The sequence below is a fragment of the Helicobacter pylori genome (genome assembly GCF_021062735.1).
In the GTDB taxonomy this organism is placed as follows: Bacteria; Campylobacterota; Campylobacteria; order Campylobacterales; family Helicobacteraceae; genus Helicobacter; species Helicobacter pylori_DN.
Genome location: NZ_JAHXLB010000010.1, coordinates 22,071 through 37,475, shown reverse-complemented (window position 1 = coordinate 37,475; position 15,405 = coordinate 22,071). Strand labels below are relative to the sequence as shown.

Below are 15,405 nucleotides of genomic sequence, written 5' to 3'. Positions count from 1 at the left end.
TAAAATTCCCCCCATTAGAAATATTAAAAAATTTTTATTTTTCTTTATATCCCAATCTTTTCTATAAACATTCGCATTAATCGGTATTTTTGATAAAAAAGTCATTAATATTATCTAAATAATAATTTTTTAAAAATTTAAGCTAAAATTAATAATGATTATTATAAATTTCACCTTGTTGTAAAAAAGAACATTTTTCATAAAAGGTGGTAAATGAAAAGAATTTTAGTCTCTTTGGCTGTTTTGAGTCATAGCACGCATGCTGTCAAAACTCATAATTTGGAAAGGGTAGAAGCTTCAGGGGTGGCTAACGATAAAGAAGCGCCTTTAAGCTGGAGGAGTAAGGAAGTTAGAAATTATATGGGTTCTCGCACGGTGATTTCTAACAAGCAACTCACTAAAAGTGCGAATCAAAGCATTGAAGAAGCTTTGCAAAATGTGCCGGGCGTGCATATTAGAAACTCTACGGGTATTGGAGCTGTGCCTAGCATTTCCATTAGGGGGTTTGGTGCGGGAGGCCCAGGGCATTCTAATACGGGAATGATTCTAGTCAATGGGATTCCTATTTATGTCGCACCCTATGTTGAAATTGGCACGGTTATTTTTCCTGTAACCTTTCAATCTGTGGATAGAATCAGTGTAACTAAAGGTGGGGAGAGCGTGCGTTATGGCCCTAACGCTTTTGGCGGTGTGATCAACATTATCACCAAAGGCATTCCTACCAAGTGGGAAAGTCAGGTGAGCGAGAGGACCACTTTTTGGGGTAAATCTGAAAATGGGGGGTTTTTCAATCAAAATTCTAAAAACATTGATAAAAGCTTAGTTAATAACATGCTTTTTAATACCTATTTAAGAACGGGGGGTATGATGAATAAGCATTTTGGAATCCAAGCTCAAGTCAATTGGCTCAAAGGGCAAGGGTTTAGATACAACAGCCCTACCAACATTCAAAACTACTTGCTAGATTCGTTGTATCAAATCAATGATAGCAATAAGATCACTGCTTTTTTTCAATATTACAGCTATTTTTTAACAGACCCTGGGTCTTTAGGTATAGCTGCCTATAATGAAAATCGTTTTCAAAATAACCGCCCTAATAACGATAAAAGCGGGAGAGCGAAGCGATGGGGAGCTGTGTATCAAAACTTTTTTGGGGACACGGATAAAATAGGTGGGGATTTCACTTTCAGTTACTATGGGCATGACATGTCAAGGGATTTTAAATTTGATTCTAACTATTTAAATGTCAATACCAATCCTAAATTAGGCCCTGTTTATACCAATCAAAATTATCCAGGATTTTTTATTTTTGATCATTTAAGGCGTTATGTGATGAACGCTTTTGAGCCTAATTTGAACTTAGTTGTCAATACCAATAAAGTTAAGCAAACTTTTAATGTGGGCATGCGTTTTATGACGATGGACATGTTCATTAGATCCGATCAAAGCACATGCGAAAAATCAGATATTATTGATGGGGTGTGCCATATGCCCCCATATGTTCTTTCTAAAAAGCCTAGTAACAATCAAGAAATGTTTAACAACTATACAGCGGTATGGTTGAGCGATAAAATAGAACTTTTTGATTCTAAATTGGTGATAACTCCAGGGCTTAGATACACCTTTTTAAACTACGATAACAAAGAGCCAGAAAAGAACGATTTTTCCGTATGGACCAGTAAAAAACAGCGTCAAAACGAATGGAGTCCCGCCCTTAACATTGGCTATAAACCTATGGAAAATTGGATATGGTATGCGAACTACCGCCGCAGTTTTATCCCCCCACAACACACAGTGGTAGGCATTACTAGGACTAATTACAACCAAATTTTTAATGAAATTGAAGTGGGGCAACGCTATAGTTATAAAAATCTATTGAGCTTTAATACCAATTATTTTGTGATTTTTGCCAATCGTTACTATGCGGGAGGCTATAGTCCACAGCCTGTGAATGCTAGGAGCCAAGGGGTGGAATTGGAATTGTATTACGCGCCGATTAGGGGTTTGCAATTTCATGTAGCTTACACTTACATTGATGCGCGCATCACTTCTAACGCTGATGACATTGCTTATTATTTTACAGGCATTGTCAATAAACCCTTTGACATTAAAGGGAAGCGTTTGCCTTATGTGAGTCCTAACCAATTCATATTTGACATGATGTATACTTACAAGCACACGACTTTTGGTATTAGTAGCTATTTTTATAGTCGCGCCTATAGTTCCATGCTCAATCAAGCCAAAAGCCAAACCGTGTGCTTGCCCTTAAACCCAAAATACACAGGAGGGCTAGAGTATGGTTGTAATTCTGTGGGGTTATTGCCCTTGTATTTTGTGTTGAATGTTCAAGTAAGCTCAGTTTTATGGCAAAGCGGTAGGCATAAAATCACAGGAAGCTTGCAAATCAATAACCTTTTCAACATGAAGTATTATTTTAGGGGAATTGGCACAAGCCCTACAGGAAGAGAGCCTGCACCAGGGAGATCCATTACAGCGTATTTGAATTATGAGTTTTAAACTAGCTTCAAGCTTTTATCGCTTGAATGCTTGTTAATATTAAACCATTTTAAAACTCGCCACTAAATTTTCGGTCAATAAATTAAACCCATCTACCAGAATAAACACTAAAATTTTAAAAGGCAGAGAAATCATTACAGGCGGGAGCATCATCATGCCCATCGCCATTAAAATAGAGCTGATAACCATATCAATCACCAAAAAAGGCAAGTAGAGTAAAAAGCCGATTTGAAACGCTGTTTTCAACTCGCTTATCATAAATGCCGGGATTAAAACGCTCAAACTCACCTCATCAGGGGTTTTAGGGTTAGGGAGGTTTCTAATCCTAAAAAAAAGGGCTAGATCCTTTTCTCGTGTGTTTTTAAGCATGAATTCCTTGAAAGGCAGAGCGCTTTTTTCAAACGCTTCGGTGTAAGAAATTTTTTTATCCATATAAGGCTTCATCCCTGTGTCATAAGCCTTTTTCAAGCTAGGTTCCATGATGAAAAAAGTCAATATCAAAGAGAGCGAGACTAAAATTTGAGTGGGTGGGGTTTGTTGCGTGCCTAAAGCAGTCCTTAAAAAAGAAAACACCACGATCAAACGGGTGAAACTCGTCATCACTAAAATCAATGATGGGGCTAAAACTAACAGCGTGAGTAGGGCGATGACATTAAGGGTGGTTACAAGCTGTTTAGGATCATTAGGAGCGTTTAAAGAGAGATTGACGCTGGGCAATGCGCTATCAGCGCTCATTAAAGGGCATATTAAAGGGCAAATGAGGATTAAAAAAATGAAAAAACGCAAAATTCTAGCCTTAAATCTTTGATGAAACAAAGCCAAATTATAAGATAAGGCATGTTAAAATTCCCTAAAAAAAGGATTTTAATGCTTTCTGTCATCATACTAGCCGCCGGTAAAGGCACTCGCATGCATTCTAGCCTGCCTAAAACTTTACACACGATTTGCGGGGAGCCTATGTTGTTTTATATTTTAGAAACGGCTTTTTCAATCAGCGATGATGTGCATCTTATCTTACACCACCAACAAGAACGCATTAAAGAAGCGGTGTTGAAGCGTTTTAAGGGCGTAATTTTCCACACTCAAATCGTGGAAAAATATTCAGGAACAGGTGGGGCCATCATGCAAGAAGATAAAACGCCTATTCCTACAAAACATGATCGGGTTTTGATTTTGAATGCGGACATGCCCTTAATCACTAAAGACGCTCTCACCCCCTTATTAGAAAGCCATAATAACGCTATAGGCTTACTCCATTTGGCTGACCCTAAAGGTTATGGGCGCGTTGTTTTAGAAGATTATCAGGTTAAAAAGATTGTAGAAGAAAAGGACGCTAATGATGAAGAAAAAACCATTAAAAGCGTGAATGCTGGCGTGTATGGGTTTGAAAGGGAGTTTTTGGAAAAATATTTGCCCCAACTAAACGATCAAAACGCCCAAAAAGAATATTATCTCACGGATTTAATCGCTCTAGGAATCAATAAAAACGAAACAATTGACGCTATTTTTTTAGAAGAAGAGTGCTTTTTAGGGGTGAATAGCCAAACAGAAAGGGCGAAGGCTGAAGAAATCATGCTAGAAAGACTGCGAAAAAACGCCATGGACTTGGGGGTAGTGATGCAATTGCCTAATAGCATTTATTTAGAAAAAGGCGTGAGTTTTAAGGGGGAGTGTGTTTTAGAGCAAGGGGTGCGTTTGAGTGGGAATTGTTTGATAGAAAATGTGCACATTAAGGCTTATAGCGTGATAGAAGAAAGCCAAATTGTTAATAGCAGTGTGGGGCCGTTCGCCCATGCACGCCCTAAAAGCGTGATTTGTAATAGCCATGTGGGGAATTTTGTAGAAACTAAGAACGCTAAACTTCAAGGCACTAAAGCAGGGCATTTGAGCTATTTAGGAGATTGTGAGATAGGGAAAAACACAAATGTGGGGGCTGGCGTGATCACTTGCAATTACGATGGTAAAAAGAAACACCAAACGATCATCGGTGAAAATGTCTTTATAGGGAGCGATAGCCAGCTAGTCGCCCCCATAAATATCGGCTCTAATGTCTTAATCGGCAGCGGCACCACCATCACTAAAGACATTCCTAGCGGTTCGTTGAGCCTTTCACGCGCCCCTCAAATTAACATTGAAAACGGGTATTTTAAGTTTTTTAAGAAACCTTAATTTGTTTGAATAATGAAAAATCCTAAAATATTATAATCATTTACTTTAATTCTGTAATTTGAGTAGAAATAAAACATTCAATTAGCTTGTTGTGATATTTGGCTGATTTGTAACAATGTTTTTAATAGGGTTGTGGTATAAATATTCTTATCAAGGTGTGCCAAACATGCCTTGAGTCTCAATTTTTGAATCTCAATTTTATGAAAGGATTTGTTATGAGTGGATTAAGAACTTGTGTAGTGGTTTTATGCGGTGCAATGTCTAATGTGGCTATAGCTAGTCCTAAAATAGAGGCAAGGGGTCAGCTTGGCAGAGATATAGGAGAAGGTGTTGGAGCTGGAATGGGTGGTGCAATGGGTGGAATGATTGGGGCTCTTGGAGGTCCGTGGGGTACTGTGTTTGGTGCAGGCATTGGTGGTGGAATAGGGGCATATTCTGGGGCTGAAATAGGTGATAGGGTAGAAGATTATATCCGTGGTGTTGATAGAGAGCCGCAAGCCCCAAGAGAACCCACCTATGATCGTCATTTCGTGTATGATAGGTAGTTTTGGGGAAGAAAGGAGAGAGCATGAATATCAAAGAGCGTTTGAGCGACTGGGAATATCAATGGGCAATGGCTCTAGTCTATGGAGGATGTATCTCCATAACCACTAGGATTTTTTATGACATAAATGGTTCAGCTAGCGATCCACTTTTTGACCCTAAATACAGCTATTATGTGTGGTTAGTGGGTCTAATAGCGGCTTTATTGTCTAACCTCTTGTTCAACCCAAAAGGCAGGTCGTCAGGTTATTTCATTATTGAAACTTGGCAAGGATTCCCCAAGTTTTTTAAAGCCATTTTTAAGGCTAGGTTTTTTGGCACGTTTTATGACGCTGTGTTAGGAGCAAGACTAAGGGATTTCTATATGGTGCTTTTAACGATACCTTTTGGTATCGCTATGCATGAAATTTCGGCGTATTGCGGGCATACTAGCAACTTCTTTGTAGAGGGTTTGGTCATTTTGGGGTTTCAAGGTTTTCTTAAGCTTTGCGCTAAATGGGGGTGGTGATTTAATCCAAATGTCATTAAATGGAGGGGGTATAAAAAAATTAAAAAACTTTAAAACTCATTCTTATTAATAAAACAGATCCAACTTGAACTTTTCTTTTTCTTAAGTTTTTTATTGATACAATGCCAAATTTAAAAGAAAACGATTTAATTCAAATTTAAGGAAAAATTTTGATTACGGTGGTTAAACGAAACGGGCGCATTGAGCCTTTGGACATTACCAAAATCCAAAAATACACTAAGGACGCTACGGACAATTTAGAGGGCGTGAGCCAAAGTGAGCTGGAAGTGGATGCGAGGTTGCAATTCAGGGACAAGATCACTACTGAAGAAATCCAACAAACTTTGATTAAAACCGCTGTGGATAAGATAGATATTGACACGCCTAATTGGAGCTTTGTCGCCTCAAGGCTTTTTTTGTATGATTTATACCACAAAGTGAGTGGTTTTACAGGGTATAGGCATTTGAAAGAGTATTTTGAAAACGCTGAAGAAAAGGGCCGCATCCTTAAGGGCTTTAAGGAAAAATTTGATTTAGAGTTTTTAAACAGCCAGATCAAGCCTGAAAGGGATTTCCAATTCAATTATTTGGGGATTAAAACCTTGTATGATCGTTATTTGTTAAAAGACGCTAACAATAATCCCATTGAATTGCCCCAACACATGTTTATGAGCATTGCGATGTTTTTAGCGCAAAACGAACAAGAACCCAATAAAATCGCCTTAGAATTTTATGAAGTTTTGAGCAAATTTGAAGCGATGTGCGCGACCCCCACTTTGGCGAATGCCCGCACCACCAAACACCAACTCAGCTCATGCTATATTGGCAGCACGCCGGATAATATTGAGGGGATTTTTGACAGCTATAAGGAAATGGCATTATTATCCAAATACGGCGGAGGGATTGGCTGGGATTTTTCTTTGGTGCGCTCTATCGGGAGTTATATTGATGGGCATAAAAATGCGAGCGCTGGCACGATCCCTTTTTTAAAAATCGCTAACGATGTGGCGATTGCGGTGGATCAATTAGGCACACGGAAGGGCGCGATTGCGGTGTATCTGGAAATTTGGCATATTGATGTGATGGAGTTCATTGATTTAAGGAAAAATAGCGGCGATGAAAGGCGAAGAGCGCATGATTTATTCCCGGCTCTTTGGGTGTGCGATTTGTTCATGAAAAGGGTTTTAGAAGACGCAATGTGGACTTTGTTTGACCCTTATGAGTGTAAGGATTTGACTGAGCTTTATGGGCAGGATTTTGAAAAACGCTATTTAGAATATGAAAAAGATCCCAAGATCATTAAAGAATACATCAACGCTAAAGATTTATGGAAAAAAATCTTAATGAATTATTTTGAAGCCGGCTTGCCTTTCTTGGCCTTTAAAGATAACGCCAATCGGTGCAACCCAAACGCTCATGCAGGAATCATTCGATCCAGCAATCTGTGCACGGAGATTTTTCAAAATACCGCACCCAACCACTACTACATGCAAATAGAATACACCGATGGCGCCATAGAATTTTTTGAAGAAAAAGAGTTGGTAACGACAGATAGTAATATCACTAAATGCGCTAACAAGCTCACTAGCACCGATATTCTAAAAGGCAAACCAATCTATATCGCTACTAAAGTCGCTAAAGACGGGCAAACGGCGGTGTGCAATCTGGCGAGCATCAATTTAAGCAAGATCAACACTGAAGAAGACATTAAAAGGGTCGTGCCGATCATGGTCAGGCTTTTGGACAATGTGATTGATTTGAATTTCTACCCTAACCGCAAAGTCAAAGCCACTAATTTACAAAATAGGGCCATAGGGTTAGGGGTTATGGGTGAAGCGCAAATGCTTGCAGAACACCAAATCGCTTGGGGGTCTAAAGAGCATTTAGAAAAAATTGACGCTTTAATGGAGCAAATCAGCTACCATGCGATTGACACGAGCGCGAATTTAGCGGAAGAAAAAGGGGTTTATAAGGATTTTGAAAATTCAGAATGGAGTAAGGGGATTTTCCCTATTGATAAAGCCAACAATGAAGCCTTAAAGCTCACCGAAAAAGGGCTTTTCAATCATGCTTGCGATTGGCAAGGTTTGAGGGAAAAAGTCAAAACTAATGGCATGCGTAATGGCTATTTAATGGCGATCGCTCCCACAAGCTCCATTTCTATTTTAGTAGGCACAACCCAAACGATTGAACCCATTTATAAGAAAAAGTGGTTTGAAGAAAATTTGAGCGGGCTAATTCCAGTTGTAGTGCCTAATTTGAATGTAGAAACCTGGAATTTTTACACATCGGCTTATGATATTGACGCTAAAGATTTGATTAAAGCAGCGGCCGTGCGCCAAAAATGGATCGATCAAGGCCAAAGCATTAATGTGTTTTTACGCATAGAAAACGCTAGCGGTAAAACCTTGCATGAAATCTACACGCTCGCTTGGAAATTAGGGTTAAAATCCACTTACTATTTGCGCAGCGAAAGCCCTAGCATAGATGAAAAAAGCGTGTTGGATCGCTCGGTGGAGTGTTTTAATTGCCAATAATATAAGCTTAAATAAGCTAATCTTTGCTAAAATGAGATTCAAAATGATTTAAGGAAGATGAATGCTTTTTGCGATGATTGGTTCAGGGGGGTTTATCGCTCCCAAGCACTTGCAAGCGATTAGAGATACAGGGCATTTTTTGGATTGCTCTTTTGATATTCATGATAGCGTGGGGGTTTTAGATGAGTATTTCCCGCAATCAGAGTTTTTTACCAATATTGAAGATTTTGAAAAGCATTTAGAGCAATCTAAGGCTATGGGTAAAGAAATCAACTATTTGAGTGTTTGCACGCCTACGCACACGCATTTTGATCACATCCGTTTCGGGTTGAGAAACGGCATGCATGTGATCTGTGAAAAACCCTTAGTTTTAGACCCTGGCGAAATACAAGAATTGAAAGATTTAGAGGTGAAACACCAAAAAAGGGTGTTCAGTCTTCTGCCCTTGCGCTTGCATTGCGACACGCTGGCTTTGAAAGAAAAAATTAAGAGCGAATTAGACAAAAACCCTGAAAAGGTGTTTGACATCACGCTCACTTATATCAGCGTTCAAGGGAAATGGTATTTTTCTTCATGGCGAGCGGATGTGAATAGGAGTGGGGGGTTAGCCACTCAGATGGGAGTGAATATTTTTGACACTTTATTGTATTTGTTTGGAGGCGTTAAAGACAAGGTTATCAATAGAGAAGAGCCTGACTGCGTGTGCGGGGTACTCTTTTTAGAGCATGCCAAAATAAGATGGTTTTTTTCCATCAATCCAGAACACATGGGAGTGGCTAAAGAAAAAGTTTATCATAAAATGATCCTAGAGGGCGAAGAAGTCAATCTCACGCAGAGCTTTGATAACTTGTATATAGAAAGCTACAAACAGATTTTAGCTCAAGGGGGGTTTGGTTTAGATGAAGCTATGGCGTCTATTAAATTGGCTTATGAATTAAGGAATCTCTCTCTTAGCGAACCCAATGAAGATTCGCATGTTTTGTGTTGCAAAAACAAAACAGACCAATAAAAACATAACTTTTAGAAGCGTTGTTTAGGGGGGTTTGGTTATTTGCATTTGATTAGAATAGGGTTGTTTTTAATTTTCTTTTAAGAGGGGGTTTTTACTTTTTTAAGGGTTTTTATGGATATTTATGCGTTATACATGGCGATAGGGCTTTTTACTGGCATTCTGTCAGGGATTTTTGGCATTGGTGGGGGGTTGATCATTGTCCCTATCATGCTCGCAACCGGGCATTCTTTTGAAGAATCCATCGGCATTTCCATTTTGCAAATGGCGCTTTCATCGTTCGTGGGATCTGTTTTGAATTTCAAAAAAAAATCGCTTGATTTTTCTTTAGGCTTGTTGATAGGGGCAGGGGGGCTGATAGGGGCGAGTTTTAGCGGATTTGTTTTAAAAATCGTTTCCAGTAAAATTTTAATGGTTATTTTCGCGCTTTTAGTCGTGTATTCTATGATCCAATTTGTTTTGAAACCCAAAAAAAAAGATTTTATAGCGGATAATAAACACTATCATTTGCAAGGTTTAAAATTATTTTTAATTGGCGCGCTCACAGGGTTTTTTGCCATCACTTTAGGGATTGGTGGGGGGATGCTCATGGTGCCTTTGATGCATTATTTTTTAGGGTATGATTCTAAAAAATGCGTGGCGTTAGGGTTATTTTTTATCTTGTTTTCTTCCATTTCAGGAGCTTTTTCTTTAATCTATCACCACATCATCAATAAAGAAGTGCTCTTAGCAGGGGCGATTGTGGGCTTAGGCTCTGTTATGGGCGTGAGCATTGGGATTAAATGGATCATGGGGCTTTTGAATGAAAAAATGCATAAAGCTTTGATTTTGGGGGTGTATGGTTTGTCGCTGTTGATTATTTTATACAAACTCTTTTTTTAATTGATGGTTTTATACCACTACTATTTTAAGACCCCTAAGAGCTTCCCTTTAGAGTATTTGCATTTGTGCGCTAATGAGAGCCATTTATTGAGATTGGATTTTGATACGGCCAATTTTTCTCATAATACCCCTATGAATACCCCATTAAAACTCAGCGTTCAAGTCTTAGAGCGTTATTTCTTGGGACAACTTTTTGAATTTGATACGCCTTTAGATTTGATAGGGACTTCTTTTCAAAAACAAGTTTGGTCTGCGTTAATGACTATCCCTTATGGCAAGACAAAAAGTTATGATGAAATCGCAAAACTCATTAATAACCCTAAATCTTGCAGAGCGATTGGCAACGCTAATCATAATAACCCTATTTCTTTGATCGTGCCTTGTCATAGAGTGGTGCGTAAAAATGGTGCTTTAGGGGGGTATAATGGGGGCATAGAAGTCAAAAAGTGGCTATTAGAATTTGAAAGCAAAATTTTAAATGAGCAAGCTAAAAACTCTTTAATTTCTTAAAAAATGGGGTTTTAGTCGTTTTATGGTAAAAATCCTTTTTTTAAGGGAGTAGGGGGGTGTTTTTAATTTTCTTCCCAAATGCTCGCCGCTTCTTTTAAACGCTCTTTGTCAAAATGCGTGTAAATCCTGCTCGTATTCAAGCTCGCATGCCCTAGAGCTTCTTGAACTAAAATCAAATCATGGCGTTTTTGATAAAGCAAGGTCGCAAAAGAATGCCTTAACATGTGCGCCCCATTTTTCTCTCGCCTGAGTCCTGCAAAATTGATGATGCGTTCCACTTGCTTATACAAATACGCTTGCGTTAAAGCACTGCCTTTTTGGTTGCAAAACAATAAATCATTTTTAACGGGATATAATTCCCTTTCTATCAGCCATTCTTTCAAAAGGCTCTCAATGTGGAAAGCTTTGAGCATCACCGCTCTGTATTTATCGCCCTTACCTTTAATCAAAATCGTATAACAGCCATTTTCTAAAGTAAAATCCTTTATTTTAAGCTGTAAGGCTTCGTTAGAACGCATGCCTGTAAAAACGATGATTTTAATGAGTAGGCGGTTTCTGGCGCGCACTTTAGCGGACATTTCTATTTTATCAATGCTTTCTAAAAATTTTTCTAATTCTTCATTATTCAAATGAGTAGGGAGCTTATTACCTGCACTTTGATTGACTCCGCTGATGTTTTTAAGCGTGATATTATAAATATAAGATTTTTCATTTTCATCTTGATTTTGCTTGTCTATATAGCTAAAAAGCCCTAGCAGAGCAATTCTGTAGTTTTTCTTAGTGGCTAAACTCAAACCTCCGGTATAAATACTCAAAAATTCAGCCAACATGACTTCGTCTATGCTTTTGAGCGATTTTAAAGAAAGCTTTTGAGCGTATTCGTAAAATTTGAGTAGGGGCAATGCGTAGGTATTGATACCTAGTAATCCAACATTACGGGCTTTTTTGCAAACTTTTTCTAATTGGCTTGAATTGATGAACGCTTGATTTAGTTCGTTCAAACATTCAAAAACCTTGTTTTGGTCTTTCACTTGGGAATTAGACAGGCTTGTGCATTTGTAACGCAAAAAACGCCCAATCCATAGCAAAAGATTTTCTATAGGGTCTTTTAATTCTTCTAGGGGGTGTTTCATTTAGGGTTTTTAAACTAATCTAAATCGTCATCATGTGGCGTATCACTAGGTGCTTTTTGCGTTACAAGCGCGTTCGCAATAATTTTATTACTAACTACCTCACCTTGTTTTAAATCATCAGCAATTTGATTGATTTTAAGGTTCTGTGCCGAACCTATTTTATGTTGTTCTCTTTCTTCAATAACTTCTCTTTCTATGCTCTCTATCTTTTCAATATCAAAAACTTTAGGATAACCGCACCACTGACTATGCTTGATAGATAATTTTATGTCATCTTCAAATGCCCCAGTAACAATATTAGGCATGCATGTCGCTTTTATTTGAACCTTATCAATTTCCTTAAAACTCATACCACAATTGCCACCAGGCTGTTTTGAAAAGAATGCAGCTACCTTATTTTTTAAGTGTGTGAGAGATTGCGGTAATTGACTAGGCACTGAGAATGTAATATTTGAGAATTTAGCCCACACCTCATTAAAATCACTAGATAAAGCACTCACCAATTCTACCTTATAAATGTTCTCTTTATCATGAATAGCGTTTTTACAATAACAGATCGCCTCTTGATCAAACAATCTTGCCAATAACAACAAATAATTTCTTAAATTGAATGTCTTGCTTGGCTCGTTTTGAAATACAAAAAAACTTATTTCTTTGTTAGGCAAAAGATCGTTTTTTATCTCTTCTTTCCAATAACCAATCGCTTGAATATAACCAAGAAAATCACGCTTTCCATCTAAAAAAGATTTTAGGCGTTGTGTTTCTTGCACATAGTCGCTATAAGAGTATTTGTATCTAGTAATAAATCCTTGAGTAGACATGAAATCTTTCATTGTCGCTTTGCTCTTATCTGTTGTGAATTTATCCACAAAAGCTTTATTGAATGTTTTACAATTACAGAGTTTTCTATAAATGCCATCATTTTCTTTAAGGAAATCCTTAGTTAAAGAATCGCTTTTAGCTACTTTTATAAGTGCTTTCTGCTCTTCATCAGTAAAATCCTTTGTAAAAACTCCTTTAAAAGGTCTAAACGCTGAGATAATCCCAAAAGGTAGTCCGCTTCTAATTTTCTCATACACTCTATTAAGCTTAGCGCCCTCAATTGCATAAACTTCAGCAGCATAAGCTTCAGTAGGGTTGTCCTTAATATTAGAGATTTCATCGCCAAGAAAAAATCTTATCGTTCTCATCGCCAATGCCAAAAAAATCGAAAATATCTACATGCAACTTATCGTTTATCACTCTAACTTTTTTGTCATTTTCAAATTCTAAAAAATCATAATTCAATAACATCCAACACCTCTATTCCTTAAAATCTCTTTTAGTTATGAAAACTGCACTTTTCAAACTTTTAAATCAAACCATTATACCACGCTATGCCACTAACCACAATATCAAATTCCAAACAAGATTAAGTCCCTCCTTTTTTAAATACCAATTTTTTATCCCTTTGATTTGACAAAGCGAGCGATGCGTTCAATCCCCTTTTCAATCTGTTCTTCTGAGCATGCAAAAGACAAACGAACATAGCCTTCCAATCCAAAAGCCTTTCCAGGCACTAACGCTACGCCTTCTTTTTCTAACAACTCATGGCAAAATCGCATTGAATCCCCCCCACAAAGGCTACCGATATGGATAAACAAATAAAACGCCCCATCAGGTTTTAAAGCACTCAGCCCTCCAATCGCATTGATTTTTGCATGGGCTAAATCACAGCGTTTTTCAAAAGCCTGACGCATCGTTTCAATTTCTTTATCCACCAACCCCTCAAGTGCCACAATAGAAGCCATTTGCGTGATAGAATTGATATTGGAAGTGCATTGGCTTTGCAAGTTATTCATCAATTTGACTAACTTTTTATCCTTGCTCGCCGCATAGCCCATACGCCAACCTGTCATCGCTACTGACTTGCTCAAGCCATTAATGGTAATGGTGCGTTTGCTCATCTCTTCACTCACCGCTGCGCAAGAAACAAACTCCCCCTTATAAACAAGCTTTTCATAAATTTCATCGCTAAGCACCCAAATTAGAGTGTCTTTTAAAACTTCGCCTAAAGCCTCTAATTCCGCCTTACTATAAAGCATGCCGGTAGGGTTTGATGGGGTGGTGAGAATGAGCATTTTTGTTTTGGGGCTTAAAGCGTCTTTAAGTTGCTTGGGGGTGATTTTAAAATGGCTTTTTTCATCGGTTTGAATGAATTGACTCACCCCTCCGCTGTATTTCACAAGCTCAGGGTAAGTTACCCAAAAAGGCACAGGGATAATCACCTCATCGCCCTCCCCTATTAAAGCTTGAATCGCATTGAACAAGCTTTGCTTAGCGCCATTACTCACTAAAATTTCACTCAGCTCATAATCCAAGTTGTTTTCTTTTTTCAATTTAAAAGCGATCGCTTTGAGTAATTCAGGAATCCCAGCCACTGGAGTGTATTTTGTAAAGCCGTCATTTAGGGCTTTTATAGCCGCATCTTTAATCGCTTGCGGGGTGTCAAAATCAGGCTCGCCCGCTGAAAAACTTAAAATATCTTTTCCTTGCGATTTTAATTCTTTAGCGAGTGTGCTGATAGCGATCGTTGTGGATTCTGAAAGGGATTGGATTTTAGAGGAATATAACATGCTTAATCCTTGTTAATTTTTTGAACTATCATAACATGATCAAAAAGATTTTAATTCTAATTTTCAAAAAACTTTTAAAAATGTTTCAAAAGAAAGCGGTGGTTTATGCGAGAAAACTCTAATTGAAAATCCAATTAGAGAAAAACAAGCGTTTTAAATCAGAAATTGTAACGATACCCTACATAAAGGCTGTATTGACGGCGGTAAGTGAAGCTCAAATTCCCATGGTTAAAATAATAAACATTGATAGTGGGAATCTTCACGCCAAAGTCAAATTCTTGGTGTCGGCCAATATGGGTGCGAATCCCTAAATTAAAAAGGAACTGGAAAATCGCCGGATCAAGGCTATAGGAGGTGTGCTTGTAAGGGCTTTTAGTTTCCAAAAAGGCCCCTGTCGTATTCCCCCAAGAGTTACCCGCAATTTGAGCCCCAAAAAAGAATCCAAAACTCGCATCCTCCTTATTGATGACATTGTATAAAGTGTCAATACCCACACCATAAGTGAACATGTCAGACAGATTGCCCATTGTCCCTACTTTGGTCGCACATGGTTGGTGAAGCTCACACACCCCACCATTATCTGATGTCAAAGCGTTCGCTCCAAACACGGCATGCCCATAATCCATGAAGCCGTAATAGCGCGCACCAAACCATCTCTTTTCCCCGAAAAACTGCTTATAACCCACAGTAAGCCCTAAGCCTTGCATAACGGCTAGATAGTCGGTTTTACCCACAGGGAACTTAGGATAGTTAAATTCACTGCTTTTGGGGGGGTTTTTAACGCTTTGCGAAGCCTGACCGACTTGATAGCTAATCCCCAAATACCAAGCGTTTTTCTCGCCTTTCACTACTTTATACTCTTTTGGCTTTTCCAATTGCTTTTGCACTTCTGTGCTACCTTCTGCTGCCAAAAGACTATTACCTAACACTACCGATAAACAGAGCGTTTTAAACACTACAAACTTTTTCATACAACATTTTT

12 protein-coding genes and 1 pseudogene are annotated in these 15,405 nt (G+C 38.3%); 8 read left to right on the top strand and 5 right to left on the bottom strand.

Annotated features, from left to right (window positions below; genetic code table 11):
• Positions 1 to 213: 213 nt before the first annotated feature.
• Positions 214 to 2,517, top strand: coding sequence for a TonB-dependent receptor family protein (locus KX581_RS05620; protein ID WP_231175812.1), 2,304 nt, complete (start codon positions 214 to 216; stop codon positions 2,515 to 2,517).
• Positions 2,518 to 2,556: 39 nt separating this feature from the next.
• Here KX581_RS05620 and fliP read toward each other — a convergent pair whose 3' ends face one another.
• Positions 2,557 to 3,303 (bottom strand): flagellar type III secretion system pore protein FliP, encoded by a 747-nt coding sequence (gene fliP, locus KX581_RS05615; protein ID WP_231175811.1) that lies wholly within the window; start codon positions 3,301 to 3,303, stop codon positions 2,557 to 2,559.
• Positions 3,304 to 3,384: 81 nt separating this feature from the next.
• Here fliP and glmU point away from each other — a divergent pair, with 81 nt between their 5' ends.
• From glmU to KX581_RS05580, 7 genes are all read left to right on the top strand, one after another.
• On the top strand, positions 3,385 to 4,686 hold the full coding sequence (glmU, locus tag KX581_RS05610) for a bifunctional UDP-N-acetylglucosamine diphosphorylase/glucosamine-1-phosphate N-acetyltransferase GlmU (RefSeq protein ID WP_231175810.1): 1,302 nt from the start codon (positions 3,385 to 3,387) through the stop codon (positions 4,684 to 4,686).
• A 200-nt stretch (positions 4,687 to 4,886) separates the two neighbouring features.
• Positions 4,887 to 5,231 (top strand): pantothenate kinase, encoded by a 345-nt coding sequence (locus tag KX581_RS05605; protein ID WP_231175809.1) that lies wholly within the window; start codon positions 4,887 to 4,889, stop codon positions 5,229 to 5,231.
• Positions 5,232 to 5,254: 23 nt separating this feature from the next.
• Positions 5,255 to 5,737, top strand: a complete 483-nt coding sequence (locus tag KX581_RS05600) for a hypothetical protein (RefSeq protein ID WP_231175808.1) — start codon at positions 5,255 to 5,257, stop codon at positions 5,735 to 5,737.
• A 170-nt stretch (positions 5,738 to 5,907) separates the two neighbouring features.
• Entirely contained in the window at positions 5,908 to 8,274 is a 2,367-nt protein-coding gene (locus KX581_RS05595; protein WP_231175807.1) for a ribonucleoside-diphosphate reductase subunit alpha, read from the top strand.
• Between the two features lie 61 nt (positions 8,275 to 8,335).
• Positions 8,336 to 9,283 carry a Gfo/Idh/MocA family protein gene (locus KX581_RS05590; protein WP_231175806.1) on the top strand — a complete coding sequence of 316 codons (948 nt, stop codon included), beginning with the start codon at positions 8,336 to 8,338 and terminating at the stop codon, positions 9,281 to 9,283.
• 114 nt (positions 9,284 to 9,397) lie between these two features.
• On the top strand, positions 9,398 to 10,165 hold the full coding sequence (locus KX581_RS05585) for a sulfite exporter TauE/SafE family protein (RefSeq protein ID WP_231175805.1): 768 nt from the start codon (positions 9,398 to 9,400) through the stop codon (positions 10,163 to 10,165).
• A gap of 3 nt (positions 10,166 to 10,168) precedes the next feature.
• Positions 10,169 to 10,675 (top strand): methylated-DNA--[protein]-cysteine S-methyltransferase, encoded by a 507-nt coding sequence (locus tag KX581_RS05580; RefSeq protein ID WP_231175804.1) that lies wholly within the window; start codon positions 10,169 to 10,171, stop codon positions 10,673 to 10,675.
• Between the two features lie 62 nt (positions 10,676 to 10,737).
• Here the strand turns inward: KX581_RS05580 and xerH are convergent, their stop codons facing one another.
• From xerH to KX581_RS05560, 4 genes and pseudogenes are all read right to left on the bottom strand, one after another.
• Positions 10,738 to 11,808, bottom strand: coding sequence for a tyrosine recombinase XerH (gene xerH / locus KX581_RS05575; RefSeq protein ID WP_231175803.1), 1,071 nt, complete (start codon positions 11,806 to 11,808; stop codon positions 10,738 to 10,740).
• A gap of 14 nt (positions 11,809 to 11,822) precedes the next feature.
• Positions 11,823 to 13,101 (bottom strand): annotated as a pseudogene (locus tag KX581_RS05570) (hypothetical protein).
• A 149-nt stretch (positions 13,102 to 13,250) separates the two neighbouring features.
• Complete coding sequence (locus KX581_RS05565) at positions 13,251 to 14,423, bottom strand: pyridoxal phosphate-dependent aminotransferase (RefSeq protein ID WP_050840215.1); 1,173 nt, start codon at positions 14,421 to 14,423, stop codon at positions 13,251 to 13,253.
• 158 nt (positions 14,424 to 14,581) lie between these two features.
• Positions 14,582 to 15,394, bottom strand: a complete 813-nt coding sequence (locus KX581_RS05560; RefSeq protein WP_108539783.1) for an outer membrane protein — start codon at positions 15,392 to 15,394, stop codon at positions 14,582 to 14,584.
• Between the last annotated feature and the right edge of the window lie 11 nt (positions 15,395 to 15,405).